The following is a 17,297-nucleotide window of genomic DNA, read 5'->3' as shown; positions in this document are numbered from 1 at the left end:
AATGTTAAAGCTCGGAGCCGGACCCCGGAGGACGCGGAGCTACAACTCATCAATGCGCCACGGCGGCAGCGGCCGCCTCGTCGATCAAACGACCGGTGCGGAAGCGATCGAGCGTGAGCCCGGCATTGAACTGGTGAGGCTCGTCGCGGGCAATCAGATGCGCGAACAGATTGGCCGAACCCGGCGTCGCCTTGAAGCCGCCGGTACCCCAGCCGCAATTGACATAAAGCCCCGGCACCGGCGTCTTCGACTGGATCGCCGAACGGTCAGGCGTGTTGTCAACGATACCGCCCCATGAGCGCATCATCTTGACGCGCCGGAACATCGGGAAGAGCTCGCAGATCGCATCCAGCGTATGGGTAATGATCTGCAGACCACCGGTCTGACTGTAGGAATTGTATTGGTCCGTGCCCGCGCCGATGACGAGTTCGCCCTTGTCGGACTGCGAGATGTAGGCATGCACCGTGTTAGACATGACGACGCAGGGGAAGATCGGCTTTAGCGGCTCGGAAACCAGCGCCTGAAGCGGGCTCGATTGCAGCGGCACCCGCACGCCGGCCATCTGCATGACGACCGTGGTGTGGCCCGCCGCCGAAACGCCGATCTTCTTGGCGCCGATGAAGCCCCGCGTCGTGTCGACGCCGATGACCCGGCCATCCGGCCCGCGTTGGATACCCGTCACTTCGCAATTCTGGATAATGTGCACACCGCGATCGGAAGCGGCGCGGGCAAAGCCCCAGGCGACAGCGTCATGGCGCGCCGTGCCGCCGCGCCTCTGGAGGGCAGCACCATTGATCGGATAGCGCGCCGTCTTCGAGATATCGAGCGGCGGGCAATAGGCCTTTGCCTGTTCCGGCGTCAGCCACTCATTGTCGATGCCATAGAGCCGGTTGGCGTGGATATGCCGCTTGAAGGACTGCTGGTCGTGGATATTGTGCGACAGCATCATCACGCCGCGCGGCGAATACATGACATTGTAATTGAGATCGAGAGAAAGCCCTTCCCAGAGCTTCATCGAATGCTCGTAGATGTGCATGCTCTCTTCATAGAGATAGTTCGAGCGGATGATAGTCGTGTTGCGTCCGGTGTTGCCGCCACCGAGCCAGCCCTTTTCAAGGACCGCGACGTTGGTTATGCCGTGCTCCTTGGCGAGATAATAGGCAGCACCCAGGCCATGGCCGCCGGCGCCGATGATGATAACGTCATACTCCTTGCGCGGCTCCGGCGAGGTCCACTGGGCCTCCCAGCCCTTGTGAGCCCGCATTGCTTCCCGTGCCACGGCAAAAACCGAGTATTTGCGCATTCGCCCTCAACTCCTTCAGGGATCGAGCCCTTTCGATGGGCCATACAAATCGCAAATCGAATACCGACACAACGGTTCTTTTGCGACGCATTTAGGACCGGCTTTCGACACCGTTTAAAAGAATGCTACAGCAAGCCTGGACCTTGTGAACAGCCTGGATCGATTTGTCTGAATTCATGGCGGCTGAGCGGCAAACCACATCGTTACGTCACTCGTAAAAAGAAAATCATGTGGATTGAAATGACTGCGATCCGAAATCCCACAGCACAACTGAGCGCTCGACAAAGTGCTTTTTCCTCTGCAAACTGACGATCTGGCTAGACTTTGACAAACCGATCTGCTATCTCGCCTTACCAATCGCAAGGCTGCGGCCGCGCGAACGTTATTTTTTTGCCTCCTGGCGCTCCTGTCGCCGCTGGCATCAACCAAACCAAAGGAACGTGATTCTCGTGCAGGTACTTGTCCGCGATAACAATGTCGACCAGGCTCTCCGCGCTCTCAAGAAGAAGATGCAGCGCGAAGGTATTTTCCGCGAAATGAAGATGCGCGACTATTACGAAAAGCCGTCGCAGAAGCGTGCTCGCGAGAAGGCAGAAGCTGTTCGTCGTGTTCGCAAGCTGGCTCGCAAGCGCGCACAGCGCGAAGGTCTGGTCGCACGCTAATCGTCGTTTTTTCGACGTTTTCAGATGCATGTCTGGCGGGGGCGAGTCGGTCGCCGCCGCCTTTTTTTTGATTTCTTCTCCCGGCAAACGGGGTTAAATCAAAACAGCCTGATATAACGCATGGGGAAAGCGAAACCCGATAATGGCAATCACGACGTCTCAACAGTTCCGCACTTCGAAGCTGTCTTTTTTTATTTCGAAGCGTGCTGCTGCATTGTCCGCCTTGGCTCTTCTCACTGCAATCGGCCTTTCCGGCTGCCAGACCGGCTCCACTGATACAGTGATCCGAATCGACAAGGCACAGGGCTCCTCGGAAAACATTGCCTCGCTGACCTCAGTCATCAATGCCAATCCTCAGAATCCCGAGGGCTACAACGTCCGCGGGACGGCCTATGGCCGCGGCGGCGAATTCAGCCGCGCCCTTGCGGACTTCAACCAGGCGATCCAGCTCAATCCGAAGTTCTATCAAGCCTACGCCAACCGCGCGCTCATCTATCGCAACATGGGCAAGCTGCCGGAAGCGACCGCCGACTACAACGCCGCACTGCAGATCAATCCCAATTATGACGTTGCCTATATCGGCCGTGGTAATCTCTATCGCCAAGCCAGCCGCGACGACGACGCCTTCAGCGACTACTCCAAGGCGATCAGCCTCGGAACGACGGATGGCCGTGCCTATAACGGCCGCGGCGTCATCTATCAGAAGCGCAATCAGCAGGATAAGGCAATCGACGACTTCTCGAAGGCGATCTCGCTGTCGCCGAATTCGCCCGAGCCCTATAACAGCCGCGGCATCTCCTATCTCGCACAGAATGACGACGACAATGCTTTCGCCGATTTCAACCACGCGATCGACCTGAACAACAAGGTCGCCGAATCCTGGGCAAATCAGGCCTTCGTTTACGAGCGCCGTGGCGACAAAGCCAAAGCCCGCCGCTCCTACCAACATGCCGTCAACCTCGACCCGACCTACCAGCCGGCCAAGGACGGCCTGGCGCGCGTCGGAGCGGGCGCCTAGAGAAATCTGAGCGCAAAACATCAGAATCAAGGGCCGCCTGGCGATTATCCGCCCGGCGGCTTTTCTTTGCGCTGTTGAGCGCATAGTCTCCCTCCGGCCCCACATTCGGACAAGAGACACGGCATGCCTTTTCCTCCCAAAATCATCGTCGTCGGCGCCGGTATCATAGGCGGTTCCATCGCCTGGCATTTGGCGAGCAAGGGCGCATCCGTCACCGTGCTTGCAGAAAAAGCCGGCGGCGAGGCGACGCCGAAGTCCTTCGCCTGGATCAATGCGAGCTGGGGCAATCCGGAATTTTATTTCCATTTCCGCCGCCGCTCGATGACGGAATGGGCGCGGTTGGCGGCTGACATTCCCGGTCTGCCGCTTTCCTGGTGCGGCGGGCTGTGCTGGGATCTGCCGGAGGCTGAGCTGGAGGCCTATGCCGCACAGCAAGGCGGTTGGGGTTATGGCATGCGGCGGGTTGATCGCGAGACAAGCGCCGTGCTCGAACCTCATCTCGCCGATCCGCCCACCTTCGCCCTGCATGTCGCCGAAGAAGGCGCCGTTGAGCCCGCCGCCGCTGCGAATTTGTTGTTGGAGGATGCCGCACGCCAGGGCGCCACGCTGCTATACGGCAAGGAGGCCAAGCGGCTCTTGCATGAGAACGGTAAGATTGTCGGTGTTGAAACGACGGATGGAGCGCTCCTTGCCAATCACGTCGTTCTGGCCGCCGGCGCTGGTACGGCGGCGCTCGCCGCTTCCGTCGGTATCGATGTGCCGGTAGAGACGCCGCCGGGATTGATCGTTCACTCCCGTCCCTGTCCACCGCGGTTGAACGGCCTTGTCATGGCGCCGGAGCTGCATATGCGCCAGACGACGGAAGGCCGCGTCATTGCCGGTAGCGATTTCGCCGGCACCGATCCGGGTAATAATCCACAAAAGGCAGCCGACGAGCTTTTTGCCAAGGTCAAAACCATGCTGCGCGGCGGCGACAGGCTCGAGCTCGATTATTATACCGTCGGCTATCGCCCGACCCCGAAAGACGGCTTTCCGATCATTGGCGGCGTCGACGGCGCGCCGGGCCTCTATCTGTGCGTCTTGCATTCCGGCGTGACGCTGGCGCCGCTCGTCGGATTGGTTGCGGCAACGGAAATTATCGACGGTCGTCCTGACCCTCAGCTTTCTCCATTTCGCCTGTCGCGATTCGCGCTATCAGGCGAATAATTCAATGAAACTACAACCTTAAGAATAGGTCGGCCATACGGGAAGCGTCCGGTCCCACTTACGATTTCACGGCGGTAACTTTTCATATGTTGCAACGCAATTTACCGGGCCCTAACATGGCGCTTTCGAGATCATGCTGCTCGGGTAAGAGCATGGGGGCACTCGACATGATGACTAAAACCGTTGTTTCCGCTTTTGCTGACGCTTTTTATCCCTATGGTGGTCTGATCGGTTGATCGCGCCATGAAAAAGCCGCGTTTCCCGAAGGCTTCGATTGGGGCTTATCTGATCGCTATAGCACTGGCGATTGCTTTGCCGATTCTGGCCTTTGTGGCGTTGTTGCTGGTCCAGCTCGAGAACAACGAACGTGACGTGCTCAAGCGCAATACGGTTCAGGATGCGCAGGCGCTTGCACGTACCATCGATCGACAGCTGCAGGACATGGCGACGACCCTGCGGCTGCTTTCATCCTCACCGGAACTGGAGCGCAACGATATCGCCACCTTCTTCGACCGGACGGAGACGGTGCTGCGCACCGATTCGCTTTTCGTCCTGCTCGTCGACAAGGATGGCCAACAACGGCTGAACACGAGCCATCCGTTCGGCGAACCGCTCGGCAAGACAGCCAATCTGGCTGCATTACACTCGGCGCTCGATTCGGGGCGTATCGAAGCCTCTGACGTCTTCATCGGCTCAACCAGCGGTCAATGGGTCTACAATGTGACCCTGCCCCTCTACCATTCGCCCGCCGGCGCGGCGTTGATCATGACGCAGAGCGCCGATGACCTCGGCAAGCTGGTCACGACGGATGCGCTCGCGCCTGGCTGGTCAGCAGCAGTCCTTGACAGCTCCGGCCATGTCGTCGCTTCCAGCGGTCCCGCCAATCACGCTTCTGGCGACGCCTTCAACCATGACATATTGCCGAAGCTAATCGCCTCAAGCGGCGTCTTTCAGGATGAAAAAATCCTGCCGCACGCCCTGCTTGGTTATGCGCAAATTCCCGGCTGGTCGTGGAAAGCCGTCGTATGGGGACCTGTCGCCTCGGCGCAGGCTTCGCTGATGAGCACGTGGCGCTTCCTGATCTATGGCGGCGTCACGCTACTGTTGATCGCGCTGATCGCGGTCTATGCGCTGGCTCGTCAGGTGCGCATCACCATTCAGAGCATCGCCGATATGGCGGACCGCATGGGCCGCGGCGAGATCGTTTCGCCGATCGACACCAGCGTCCTCGAGGCCAACCAGATGGCTGTGGCGCTTTCCAACGCATCCTTCGATCGCAGCGAAACGGAAGACCGGCTGCATTTCGTCATGCACGAGCTTGTCCATCGCACCAAGAACCTGCTCGCGCTCGCCCAGGCAATGACACGCCAACTCGCCCGGCATACCGACAGCGTCGACACGTTTCAGCGCGCAGTCGCTGACCGGCTTGAGGGACTGGCGCGCTCGATCGAAGTCCTGACGAGCGAACAATGGTCCGGCGTGTCGCTGCGCCGGGTGATCGATATTCATCTTGCCACCTTCCTGCAAGGACCGCAACAGCTCAACATCAAGGGTCGGGATTTCCTGTTGAAACCGGAAGCCGTGCAGAATCTCGGCCTGGTTCTGCACGAGCTGGCGACGAATTCGGTGAAATACGGCGCGCTTTCCGCCCCCGAGGGGAAGATCTCGATCGAATGGACGAATGTGGACAGCGACATCGGCCAAATGATCCGGTTCGTCTGGACGGAAAGCGGCGGCCCGATCGTCAAGGCGCCGACCGTAACGGGCTTTGGCACGACGGTCACCAAAGCGCATGCCGCCGCCGCCTTCAGCGGCAGCGTAGAGGTCGACTTCCGTCCGACAGGTCTCGTCTGGGTGCTGAACGCCTTGCGCAGCACGATGGAGCGTGAACGCGAGCGAAACTAGTGCATGTCGCGCAAAAGCGCGCAGCGGGCACGACGTGATAAAAACAAAGAACTGAAGCGTAGCGAGCCAATCCGAGAGATCGCGACAGGCTTTAGTGCCTGCTCTGCGTCGGGAACATTCAACCGTGGGGAATCGTTACAGTTTGGTCATTCGAAAGGAGCGTTTTGCTCCTTGCGTTCTTTCATTGGAGAAAGACCATGCTGAAACAGCTTCTCCTGGCGTCCGCGGCGCTGTCCATCACGATATGGACTGCCCCCGCAAGTTCCGCCGATTACGCTACTCTTGGCAGGCTCACCTGCACGTCGGAAGGATCGACGGGCATGATTATCATGTCCCAAAAGAACCTTATGTGCACTTTTGAGCCGAGCAATGGCGGACCGAGCGCGCGTTATGCAGCCACCATCCAGAAATACGGCGTCGACCTCGGTATTACCGGCCGCAGCGTCATGATCTGGGCCGTGCTTGCCAAGACTGGCACGCCCTGGACCGATATTGCGCTGGCCGGCGAATACTATGGCGTTGGCGCCGACGCCAGTTTTGCGGCCGGCGGAGGCGCCAAGGTTATCACCGGCGGCACCAACAAGGCCTTTATGCTGCAACCGCTCAACGTCCAGGCCCAGGAAGGCGTCAACGTCGCCGTTGGCGTTGAGAAGATGACTTTGGCCCCAGCTTCGATTTGAGCGGCTATTCTGTTGATCTCTTGGCGGGAATCGCAATTTCTGCATTTTGCTTCTTGCCTCGATCGCCGACCTTTTCTCTTCGAAAAACGCTTCGGGCAGAAATCTGTGATTCATACGGCCGGGGGCGCCCGGCCGTTGACGAAGATCTCAACCTCGCCAGACAAACCGATTAAGTTCGGTGAGGCGCACCCAGTGCCTGTCTCCATCAAGACCAAGTTTCCTACAGATCTCCCTAGGAATTTCTATGGAAGCCGCCGCAATCGCCGTCAGCAGGCTTGGAATGGGATACGGGAACAACGACGGTCTGAACGAGATTGGTATCTTCGATTTTCGCGGCCAAATACCATCGCACAAGGCCGATCTTTGGCGCTTCGTGGATGGCTTTTTCGTGCTCATGGCTCCAATGGTACGCATAGCGGATGACAAGGCACGGCGCCGGATCCGGATATTTCACTTCGGCCCGACACCAGTAATCTCGAACAGGATCAGCCATTCACTGCTTTAACGATCTCCTCGGTCATCTTCTTAGCGTCACCTAGCAGCATCATTGTGCCGTCCTTGTAGAACAGCGTGTTGTCGATACCGGCGTAGCCGGAGCCGAGGGAACGTTTGACGAACAGGCAGGTCTTGGCCCTGTCGACATCAAGGATCGGCATGCCGTAGATCGGCGAGGTCTTGTCGTCGCGGGCGGCTGGGTTCGTGACATCGTTGGCGCCGATGACGTAGGCGACATCGGCCTGAGCAAACTCGGAATTGATGTCCTCAAGCTCGAACACTTCATCATAGGGAACGTTGGCTTCGGCAAGCAGCACATTCATGTGGCCGGGCATGCGACCTGCAACGGGATGAATGGCATATTTCACGTCGACACCATTTTCCTTCAGCTTGTCGGCCATTTCTCGCAGTGCATGCTGAGCCTGAGCAACCGCCATGCCATATCCCGGCACGATGATGACTTTCGAGGCGTTGGCCATCAGATAGGCGGCATCCTCTGCCGAGCCGAGCTTTACCGTCTTGTCACTATTGTCAGCGCCGTTGAAAGCCGTTTCACCACCGAAACCTCCCAGAATCACGGAAATGAAAGAGCGATTCATGCCTTTGCACATGATGTAACTGAGGATTGCACCCGAGGAGCCGACCAGGGCACCGGTGATGATCAGCGCCAGATTGCCGAGCGTGAAGCCGATACCGGCCGCCGCCCAGCCGGAATAGGAGTTCAGCATCGAGACGACGACGGGCATGTCGGCGCCACCGATCGGCACGATCAGCAATAGGCCGAGCGCCAGAGCCAGGGCGACGATCGCCCAGAAATCGAAATGGCTTTCGCTGACGGCCAGACCGGCAATGAAGAACACGATCAGCGCCAGTAGCGCGGCATTGATGGCATGCCGGTTCGGAAGCAGGATCGGCTTGCCCGACATGCGTCCGTCAAGCTTCAGGAAGGCGATGATCGACCCAGTGAAAGTCAGCGCGCCGATGGCGGCGCCGATTGCCATCTCGATGCGAGCCTCGTGATGGATCGTACCGATAGCACCGATCCCGAAGGAGGACGGCGTATAAAGCGCCGCGGCGGCGACCAGCACGGCCGCCAGACCCACCAGAGAATGGAAGCCGGCGACGAGTTGTGGCATCGAGGTCATCGGAATGACCCGGGCGATATAGGCCCCGGCCCCGCCGCCGATGGCGAGACCGAGGATGATCAACACTAAGCCGCCGAAGGAAGGCGTTGCCAGAACCAGCGTCGTGGCGATAGCAATGCCCATGCCGGTCATGCCGTAGAGATTGCCGCGGCGACTGGTGGCCGGATGCGACAAACCGCGCAGCGCCAGGATAAACAGCACGCCGGAGACGAGATAGAGGAAGGCCGCGATATTGCTCAGCATGCCGCCCTCACTTGTCTTTCTTCTTGTACATCGCCAGCATTCGCTGGGTGACGAGGAAGCCGCCGAAAATATTGACCGAGACGAGCACCAGCGCCACGAAGCCAAAACCGGTGGCAAGCCCGCTGGCGGAAATGCCGACCGCCAGGAGCGCGCCCACGACGATGACCGAGGAAATCGCATTCGTCACAGCCATCAGCGGCGTGTGCAAGGCTGGCGTCACCGACCAGACGACGTAATAGCCGACGAAGATCGCCAATACGAAGATCGCCAGTTGGAAGACGAAAGGATCGATCGCGCCGCCCGAGACTGCGCTGACGGATTCCGGCGCCTGGGCGGCGGCAGTCATCACGGCGTTGACGGCGTCGTCCAGTTGCTGCAGCGCCTGGTCCATTGCTTGGCTCGCCATCTATAGATCCCCCTTTTTAACCGTCGGCTGATCCGGGTCCACGAAATTCGGATGCACCACTTCGCCGCCATCGGTCAGCATCGTCGCTTTGATCAGTTCGTCGGCACGGTTGAGTCCGAGGCTTCTTGTATCCTTGTCGACCATCGTTTCCAGGAAAGTGACGAGGTTCTTGGCATAGAGCGCAGACGCACTCGCCGGGATGCGCCCGGCCATATTGGGATATCCGACCACCTTGACACCCTCGACATGGGCCACGGTCCCGAATTGCACACCCTCGATATTGCCCCCGCGTTCAACGGCAAGGTCGACGGCAACTGCGCCAGAGCGCATAGCCTTCAGCATCTCGCGGCTGACAAGCCGTGGTGCCGGGCGGCCAGGAATCAAAGCAGTCGTAATGACGATATCTTGCTTGGATATATGTTCGGCAACCAGGGCGGCTTGCTTGGCCTGATAGTTTTTGGACATCTCCTTGGCATAGCCGCCAGCCGTTTCCGCCGCCTTGAACTCCTCATCCTCGACAGCAACGAATTTAGCGCCAAGCGAGGCGACCTGCTCCTTGGCGGCGGGGCGAACGTCCGTTGCCGACACCTGCGCGCCGAGCCGTCTTGCCGTTGCAATCGCCTGCAGACCGGCGACGCCGGCACCCATGATGAAGACTTTCGCCGCCGGCACCGTACCGGCTGCAGTCATCATCATCGGCAATGCCCGGTCATAAACCGCGGCCGCCTCGATGACGGCCTGGTAGCCGGCAAGATTGGCCTGCGAAGACAACACGTCCATCGACTGTGCACGGGTGATGCGCGGCATCAGCTCCATAGCGAAGCTCGTCAGTCCCGCCCGTGCCATGTTGACAAGCGCGGCTTCGTTTCCATAGGGATCCATGATGGCGATGACGATCGCGCCGCTCTTATAGCCCGCTATCTCGTCAGCGGTCGGCCGGCGGACTTTCAGGATGACATCGGCCTGAGCGGCATCCTGAACCGAGCCAATCCGCGCGCCGCTGGCTTCGTATTCGCCATCTCGAATGCGCGACGGAGCGCCGGCGCCGGCTTCAACAACAATGTCAAAGCCAAGGCCTTTCATCTTCTTCACCGTTTCGACGGACGCTGCGACGCGCGTCTCATCCGCCACAGTCTCCTTGGCAACGAAAACAAGATTGCCCAACGGCACCACCTCGCGTCAAACGACTGCGCTGCTGGATAAAGGAGCGCAATAGCCTACAGAATCAGGCCAAGATTCCAGGGAAAGCGCGGGCCGGACGGCCCTGCGACGATCAGAGCGTCAAATAAGAGCCGACAACGGCAAGGATGATGAAAATCAAGAACCCGCCGAGGAAACCGGCGTGGCCGAAAAAGCCGGCAGTCATGCCAAGCAGCAAGGCGGCAACAATAGTAGTCCCGAGTTTGGCTGCCCGCAGAAACAGGTTATAGGTCTTCTCATGCTCCTTGTAATCCATGGAAGCACCGGTTTCGATCGGTCCGGTATGATGTTCCGCCATTCACAAATCTCCCCTCAATCCACTCCTCGGCCGGCCTTGCAATCGCCTGTCGGCTGGAGTTTAGCCTCTGTAGCTGCGGTCGATCTCAACGAGACACCGCAGCTAAATTTCCTCTACCGAGGCCTTACACAAAGCGACGAAAAATGCAATGCACGACAACGCCGCACAGGCTTGGGAAAGCTTAGCCAAATTGCTCTTCTATGGCGCTGCGCCCGCCCGCAGCCAATCGTGCCGTCGGCAGGATGGTCAGCGGCAGTGTACCGTCAACATCGCGCGAGAACATCATTCGGCGCTCATAGGGTTCCGAATCGAAGAAGGGATATCGCTGCATCAACTTGCCGCGAATCTCCTTCGACCGTGAAGCAAGCAATGTCAGTTCGAAACCATAGGTCTCCGTCATCCGTGGCGGCACGATAGTATCGGCGTAGAAGACACGCTTGTAGAAAGCAGCATGGGCCGGACGGATATGCTGCATCACCCGGTCGGCATCGAAATAGATAGCCCCGACGATCGCCGGCCTCAGCGTTAAGTAAGGCAGCGCCGGCATTTCAAGCTCGAAATCGGGATCGATCGCAAAGCGGGCCGGATCTATCAGCGTCATACCGGCGTCGAGAAAGGCATGAATCTCATCGGGGAAAATTCCCGTGGATTGGCAAACGCGATGATCCGGCGTGACGTGGTGCACACGCACCGTACTCACCAGCTCTTCGTAATAATAGACGCCGAAAATATAGGCCTGTTCGTCGAAATCGATGGCGTCGATCATGGTCTTGGCTGCAACCGGCAAAACCGAATGCGCCTTGTAAGCCTTGTAGCGCAGGCGGGCGACATCCTCCATGTCCTCGCTGCTCTCGATCCGACGATATTCGACATGATCGAGCACCTCCATAAGCTTCCCAGCGAAGCTATTTTTTAAAGTACTCATATAAGTCATGGCCGTATTCCACAATGGTAACGGCCCATTATTGGTATTAACCGAAAAATTGATCAATATTCGTTTTAAATTTTATTAATTATTTTTTCGTTAAGGTTAATTTTTTGACTACGAATACCGGTATAGATTCGAATATTCACTGATACTTATCAATGATTATTATGTAGAAAGCAGATCTTCGCCGCCCTGTACTCGCGTAGACTTGACGTTACGGCAGGCGCAAGATGTTGAGGGTGTAGATGTCTGCCCCACCAGAGGTTGGCGAGTTTTAGTTGGACAGCTTGAGTTCGGCAGGCAAACGTTCGGCGCAAACCCGCAGACCGCCGACGGCTGACCATCTTCTTCTCGCAAATTCGCGAGCGTCAGCGGCGAAGCGAGAGTTCAGGCAACATTATCCTGCCGTATGGCCCGTTGATTGCGGCTGAGATTGTCCACCATCTCGACAACATTCTCGTGCGACACTGGAACTGAAAACACGTAGCCCTGGATGATATCGGCCAAATCAAATTCACTGATGAGCGCCAGCTGCTCCGAGGTCTCCACTCCTTCGATGACGATTTCGAGGCTAAGAGCCCTAGATAGATCCACAATGCCGCACAAGAGTTTGAAACGGCGGCTATCGTTGGTGATATCGCGTACGAAGGAGCGGTCGATCTTGACGATGTCCACAGGCAACGAATCGAGATAGCTGAGGCTGGAAAAGCCGGTCCCGAAATCATCTATGGCGATAGTGATGCCCTTGGCACGCAGGTCGGCGAGGATGGATCGCACGGTCGCTATTTCATCCATCAAGCAGCTTTCGGTGACTTCCAGATGCAGCCGCGATGGATCCAGTCCCGATGCATCGAGCGCTTCCATGACCGTGGCGACGATATCGTTGCTGCGCAGATCTTGTGCCGAGAGATTGACCGAGACCGAGATCGGCTCCGGCCAGGTGGCACAGTCGCGGCAGGCCTGATTGAGCACGAAACGGGTGATCCCGGTGACTATGCCCATCTCTTCGGCGATCTGAATGAAGATATTGGGCGGAATCGAGCCCTTTTCCGGATGCACCCAACGCGATAGAGCTTCGCAGCAATCGATGCGACAACCATCCGGCGTGAACATCGGTTGATAGACGGCATGCAGCTTGCCGGCCTCGATTGCATCGCGCAGATCCTCTTTCAGTTTCTGCCGCTCGACGTAACGGGCATCCATTTCCTGCTCGAAGGCGGAGCATCCCCCCTTCATCTTCGACTTGGTTTCGAACAGCGCGAGGTCGGCCTTGATCTGCCACTCCTCCGGACGGAACTCGCGGCTCGACATGGTTACATAACCGCCGCTGAAGGCGACGCGAAAACTATTGCTGTCCACGTCGTACAGGCCAGCCATGGCGGCGTGCAGCGCGCGAACACGGCTGTTCAAATCGGGCTCGGCGTTCTCATTGGGGAAAAACAACACAAACTGGTCCCCGACGAGACGCGCGCAAAGCGCCATATTTCCCGCCTTCTCCTGCAATCGGGCAGCTATGGCGACCAGTAGGCGATCACCAATCACATGCCCCTTGGTGTCATTGACGTGCTTGAAGTCGTCGACGTTGAGAACCAGAATGCCGATCTGGCCCTCCTCTGCGCGGGCCGCGAGCTTTTCCTTTATCATCTCGACGAAATATTCGCGGTTCGGCAATCCCGTCAGCGGATCGAAGCGCACCATGTGCAGGATCTTGCGCTCGGCGCGGATGCGCGGCGTCACATCTTCGAAAATCAGAATGACGACGCCATCGGCGCGCCGGCTTGCCGAAAACTCCAGGAACAAGTCTTCATTGAACTGAATCAGCGTGCGCGACAGCGAGCCGCTGACGAGCTGCGCCATTTGTCGCTGGATCAGGCCGGGCAGCGAGCCATCGATGAAGGCGTGGCGTGCGCCATAGCGCAACACGACATCGAACTCGCAATCCCTGAGCTGTTCCTGATGCGCCAAGTTCAAAAGCTCGCAGGCCTTGCGGTTGACCACCATGATGCGGTTGTCGGCGTCCAGCATGAACAGGCCGTGCGTCATATTGTTGAGTGCCGTGTCGAACCGGTCGGCAATCAACGATATCTCCCGCGAAGCGATGACATTCTTATAAAGAAACTCGCGCACGCCATTGGCCATCGAGCGGGTCGTCAGGCCGAAGGGCACGAGCATGATCGAGACGATGGCCTTATAGAGCTGTTCCGACATCAGGCAGGCGATAATGATCGGCAGGCAGCAAGCCATGGTCTGCAGATCGATCGCCTTCTGCGAACCATAATTGCGGCCGACGATCGATACCATCGATGCCATCGTCACGGCGATACAGATGAATTCGGCCAGCGGGTCCTGGACGATCAGGATCGCATAGCCGCTGCCGATACCGAGAATGCCGGCCGTGCCTGCGGCGCCCAGCACATAACGCGTTTCCCAACGCGCTATGTCGGCGCGCGAAAAGGCGTGCTTATCGGCAGCGTCGAACTGGCGGAACGAATACATGCGGAAGGCGAAAACGGCGGCGAAGGCCAGACAGAGACCGAGATAGATGACGGCGCCTGTGCTCAGAAAAACAATGACATAGCTCAAGATGTGAACGAACACACCCGTAAACAGCGTTTTACGGTTTCCGAAAAGCGAACTGACGAACGACAGATAAACATCCGTCGGCACGGTGTCCGGGCTTTGAGGCTTCATTCAGAGTTCCCCTGGTGCGGCGGACACACTAATTGAAACTTTTTAAAATTTGATTGCCCAAATAAGAGGTATCTGGACAGATTTTCTAATCATGTCGGTAACTTACGCCGATTTTGAGTGATATTTTGCACCGTATTCGTGCAATCGGCCAAAGGAGACTCTACTCAGACTATATTTCATCAATAATAACTTGCTAAAATAGAAAAATGGCGAAGATCAACGTAGCACCGATCAGAGCTTGCCCGCCCGCTGCTGGATCATCATGAAGGTGTCGAAAGTATATTCGGAAAGTTGCATCCAGAGATAGGCATCCTTCTTATAAGCAACCTGGTCGTCATAAATGCGCTTGAAATAATCGTTTGATTTCGAAAGATCGGCATAAATTCCGGTCGCCGCCAGGAAGCAGGCCTCGAGAATTTCCTGACTGAAGGGTCGCAATGTTACACCCTGCTGGACAATCTCCTTCAGCGCCTGCGGATTTCTCAAATCATATTTCGCCAGCATATTGGTGTTGGCGAAGGCGCAGGCACCCGCCAGAATTGTCTGATAAGTCTTCGGCAGCGCGTTCCATTTTTGCAGATTGAAGAAGGCGTGCACGACGGCACCTCCCTCCCACCAACCGGGATAATAATAATATTTGGCTATCTTCTGGAAACCGAGCTTGAGATCGTCATAGGGGCCGACCCACTCCACGGCATCGATTACACCTTTGTCGAGTGCGGCAAATATGTCGTTGATGGCGAGATCCTGTTGCGGCGCGACGCCGATCTTTTCGATGACCTTGCCAGCAAGACCTGCAATGCGCATCTTCAAGCCCTTGAGATCGTCGAGCGTATTGATTTCCTTGCGGAACCACCCACCCATCTGCGCACCGGTATTGCCGGCCGGCAGTCCGTAAATACCCTGGGTGGCGTAAAACTCATTCATCAGCTTGTTGCCGTTTCCCTGATAGAACCAGGCATTGCTGAGCCGGGCATTGAGTCCGAACGGCAGGGCCGTGCCAATGGCGTAGGTCGGATCCTTGTTCCAGAAATAATAGGAACAAGTATGAGCGGCATCGACCGTTCCGGCACTCACCGCGTCGGCCGCCTGAGCACCGGGTACGATCTCGCCGGCTTCATAGGTCTGGATAACGAAATTGCCTCCGGTCGCTTCAGAAACATGCGCCGCAATGTCCTCGGCGCCGCCATAAAGCGTATCCAGGCTCTTCGGAAAGGAGGAGGTCATCTTCCAGGTGATCTTCGGATAATCCTGAGCCACGGCGGGACTGGCGAGCGCAGAGGCGGCCGCGCCCGCGCCAGCTGCTCCAGCCCGTCTGATGAACGAACGGCGATCCATCGAAAACCTCCCGTACAGATAGCAATGCGGGAAAAATGCTCTCCCGACCATGGCGCGCGCGACGGAGCTAACCACGCCGCGCATTGTCTTTCAAGATTGCTTTTGCACCGTATTATGGCGATTCCTGTACATCGTCACGACGACCGGAAACAAAGCCTTGCCGCAACCATTCCGCGTTGCCGAAGAGCGGCTCTTCGCGTAGATTTATTTGAGGGTGGGTTGCGTTTGCATTGACACCATATTCATTGTGGGGTCTCAACTGAACCCGATAGTTTCGCAATTCTCCGGAGCCTCATATGTCGAGACCGATCGTCGCCGTTCCTGCCGATATCCGCGAATTTGACGGCGTGACCTGGCATGCGGTGCAAAACCAATATATCCGCGCGGCCGTCAATGCGGCCGACCTGATGGTGCTGATCGTCCCGGCGATGGAAGACGGCAACGATATCGACGCCATTCTCGACCGGGTCGATGGTCTGCTCGTGTCCGGCTCCGCCAGCAATGTGCACCCCTCGCTCTACGGCCAGGTAGCGCGCGAGAGTGACGGCCCCTTCGATCTGGCACGAGACGCCACGTCACTGCCCCTCATTCGGCGCGCCATTGATCGTGCCATCCCGATGCTCGCCATCTGTCGCGGCATTCAGGAGCTGAACGTCGCTCTCGGCGGCACGCTCGCGAGCGAAATCCAGGAACAGCCGGGCATCTGGGATCACCGCAAGCCGCAGAATGTCGATCGCGACACAATGTATTCGATCCGCCAAAGCGTGTTCGTCAAAGATGGCTCCTGCCTCGCCGGCATCGTCGGCCCCGGCGAAGTGCAGGTAAATTCGCTGCACCGTCAGGCGATCGCCGATACGGCGCCACGGCTGCAAGTGGAGGCCGTCGCGGAAGACGGTACGATCGAAGCCGTCTCCGTTATCGACGCCAAGGCCTTCGCGGTCGGCGTGCAATGGCACCCGGAATATTGGGCCGAAACGGATTCCCCGTCGCGCAAACTGTTTGCCGCTTTCGGTGACGCCGTGCGTGATTATGCGGCATTATGGAGCAGTTGCCACAAACCTAATTACAGGCTCATGGCACCTTGAGGTGGGATAGGCAATTATATGGTGATGGTTCCCAGCGACGTGTGTTGGTCGACTAAGCAGGGTCGATCATGCTGACCACTCTAGCGACAATTTCGTCGGTGGTGGAGGCGTCCAGCGTGTCGACATGTTTGGCAGTCTTTTGCTTCACCCGCTCCACGATGTCGAGCGCTCTCACCTGATTGCAGAGAGCCACACCGGTCGTTTTGTGACCTGAGATATTGACGGCAAGACCGGCTTTGCGGGTGAACGCACCGCCTGTCGCAATGGGAACTGTAAGGCACATACCGACAAGATTGATTTCACGAGGGGTGATCACGACACAGCGATGATCATCCCTCATTTCATTGCCTACAACGGGATTAAGGTCGACGAGAAAGACGTCGCCACGCTTTGGAACGTTGCTCCGGACCATCAGAACACTTCGTTACCGACGGGCGGGCTAACATTCCAGGAGGCCGCTTCTTTATTGAGCGCGGCCATTTCATCTGCTCCTTCGAGCAGCTCAGCAAGAGTGTATCTTTTCTTCCCCTTCTTCGGGGTCGCCACAAGAGACCCATTATTGACAACCAAGGTCAACTCTGTGCCGACTTCGACGCCGAGCATCTTCAAAAGCGCTGGAGGAATGCTGAATACGGTCGCGCCGCCCTGACGGCGAATCTTTGCTGTGATGCTCATCTGATGAACTCCAGTTTGT

At 57.6% G+C, this 17,297-nt stretch carries 16 protein-coding genes; 6 read left to right on the top strand and 10 right to left on the bottom strand.

From position 1 onward, the window contains the following. Positions 1-49: 49 nt before the first annotated feature. Complete coding sequence (locus PY650_RS07370; protein ID WP_285878403.1) at positions 50-1,303, bottom strand: sarcosine oxidase subunit beta family protein; 1,254 nt, start codon at positions 1,301-1,303, stop codon at positions 50-52. Positions 1,304-1,752: 449 nt separating this feature from the next. On the opposite strand from PY650_RS07370, the gene rpsU reads away from it, so the two are divergent. The 5 genes from rpsU (at position 1,753) to PY650_RS07345 (ending at position 6,774) form a co-directional block, all read left to right on the top strand. Next, entirely contained in the window at positions 1,753-1,965 is a 213-nt protein-coding gene (gene rpsU / locus PY650_RS07365; RefSeq protein ID WP_003585885.1) for a 30S ribosomal protein S21, read from the top strand. 142 nt (positions 1,966-2,107) lie between these two features. Further along, the gene (locus tag PY650_RS07360; RefSeq protein ID WP_285878402.1) at positions 2,108-2,983 is read left to right on the top strand and encodes a tetratricopeptide repeat protein; all 876 of its coding nucleotides are present in this window, start codon (positions 2,108-2,110) and stop codon (positions 2,981-2,983) included. Positions 2,984-3,106: 123 nt separating this feature from the next. Next, entirely contained in the window at positions 3,107-4,189 is a 1,083-nt protein-coding gene (locus PY650_RS07355; protein ID WP_285878400.1) for an NAD(P)/FAD-dependent oxidoreductase, read from the top strand. A gap of 243 nt (positions 4,190-4,432) precedes the next feature. Beyond that, positions 4,433-6,094, top strand: coding sequence for a sensor histidine kinase (locus PY650_RS07350; RefSeq protein ID WP_285878399.1), 1,662 nt, complete (start codon positions 4,433-4,435; stop codon positions 6,092-6,094). Between the two features lie 197 nt (positions 6,095-6,291). After that, on the top strand, positions 6,292-6,774 hold the full coding sequence (locus PY650_RS07345) for a DUF992 domain-containing protein (protein WP_285878398.1): 483 nt from the start codon (positions 6,292-6,294) through the stop codon (positions 6,772-6,774). Positions 6,775-7,259: 485 nt separating this feature from the next. Here PY650_RS07345 and PY650_RS07340 read toward each other — a convergent pair whose 3' ends face one another. The 7 genes from PY650_RS07340 to PY650_RS07310 form a co-directional block, all read right to left on the bottom strand. After that, positions 7,260-8,654, bottom strand: a complete 1,395-nt coding sequence (locus PY650_RS07340) for an NAD(P)(+) transhydrogenase (Re/Si-specific) subunit beta (protein WP_285878523.1) — start codon at positions 8,652-8,654, stop codon at positions 7,260-7,262. Positions 8,655-8,664: 10 nt separating this feature from the next. Then, positions 8,665-9,063 (bottom strand): NAD(P) transhydrogenase subunit alpha part 2, encoded by a 399-nt coding sequence (locus PY650_RS07335; RefSeq protein ID WP_120705447.1) that lies wholly within the window; start codon positions 9,061-9,063, stop codon positions 8,665-8,667. Further along, positions 9,064-10,227: a Re/Si-specific NAD(P)(+) transhydrogenase subunit alpha gene (locus PY650_RS07330; RefSeq protein WP_285878396.1), complete on the bottom strand. Its 1,164-nt coding sequence runs from the start codon at positions 10,225-10,227 to the stop codon at positions 9,064-9,066. 109 nt (positions 10,228-10,336) lie between these two features. After that, positions 10,337-10,561: an aa3-type cytochrome c oxidase subunit IV gene (locus PY650_RS07325; RefSeq protein ID WP_285878395.1), complete on the bottom strand. Its 225-nt coding sequence runs from the start codon at positions 10,559-10,561 to the stop codon at positions 10,337-10,339. A 181-nt stretch (positions 10,562-10,742) separates the two neighbouring features. Continuing rightward, positions 10,743-11,495: an N-acyl amino acid synthase FeeM domain-containing protein gene (locus PY650_RS07320; protein ID WP_285878394.1), complete on the bottom strand. Its 753-nt coding sequence runs from the start codon at positions 11,493-11,495 to the stop codon at positions 10,743-10,745. Positions 11,496-11,876: 381 nt separating this feature from the next. Next, positions 11,877-14,180: a putative bifunctional diguanylate cyclase/phosphodiesterase gene (locus PY650_RS07315; protein WP_285878393.1), complete on the bottom strand. Its 2,304-nt coding sequence runs from the start codon at positions 14,178-14,180 to the stop codon at positions 11,877-11,879. Between the two features lie 231 nt (positions 14,181-14,411). Continuing rightward, complete coding sequence (locus PY650_RS07310; protein WP_285878392.1) at positions 14,412-15,518, bottom strand: TRAP transporter substrate-binding protein; 1,107 nt, start codon at positions 15,516-15,518, stop codon at positions 14,412-14,414. 296 nt (positions 15,519-15,814) lie between these two features. Here PY650_RS07310 and PY650_RS07305 point away from each other — a divergent pair, with 296 nt between their 5' ends. Then, positions 15,815-16,603, top strand: coding sequence for a gamma-glutamyl-gamma-aminobutyrate hydrolase family protein (locus PY650_RS07305; RefSeq protein WP_285878391.1), 789 nt, complete (start codon positions 15,815-15,817; stop codon positions 16,601-16,603). Positions 16,604-16,655: 52 nt separating this feature from the next. On the opposite strand, the gene mazF is transcribed toward PY650_RS07305, so the two are convergent. Beyond that, positions 16,656-17,015: a type II toxin-antitoxin system toxin MazF gene (gene mazF / locus PY650_RS07300; RefSeq protein ID WP_285878390.1), complete on the bottom strand. Its 360-nt coding sequence runs from the start codon at positions 17,013-17,015 to the stop codon at positions 16,656-16,658. Beyond that, the gene (gene mazE / locus PY650_RS07295; protein WP_285878389.1) at positions 17,015-17,278 is read right to left on the bottom strand and encodes a type II toxin-antitoxin system antitoxin MazE; all 264 of its coding nucleotides are present in this window, start codon (positions 17,276-17,278) and stop codon (positions 17,015-17,017) included. The genes mazF and mazE overlap by 1 nt, the downstream gene beginning before the upstream one ends. Positions 17,279-17,297: the final 19 nt, after the last annotated feature.

This window comes from Martinezella calliandrae, assembly GCF_030272695.1.
Classification (GTDB): domain Bacteria; phylum Pseudomonadota; class Alphaproteobacteria; order Rhizobiales; family Rhizobiaceae; genus Rhizobium; species Rhizobium calliandrae.
This window is presented reverse-complemented; position numbering and strand designations above follow the sequence as displayed.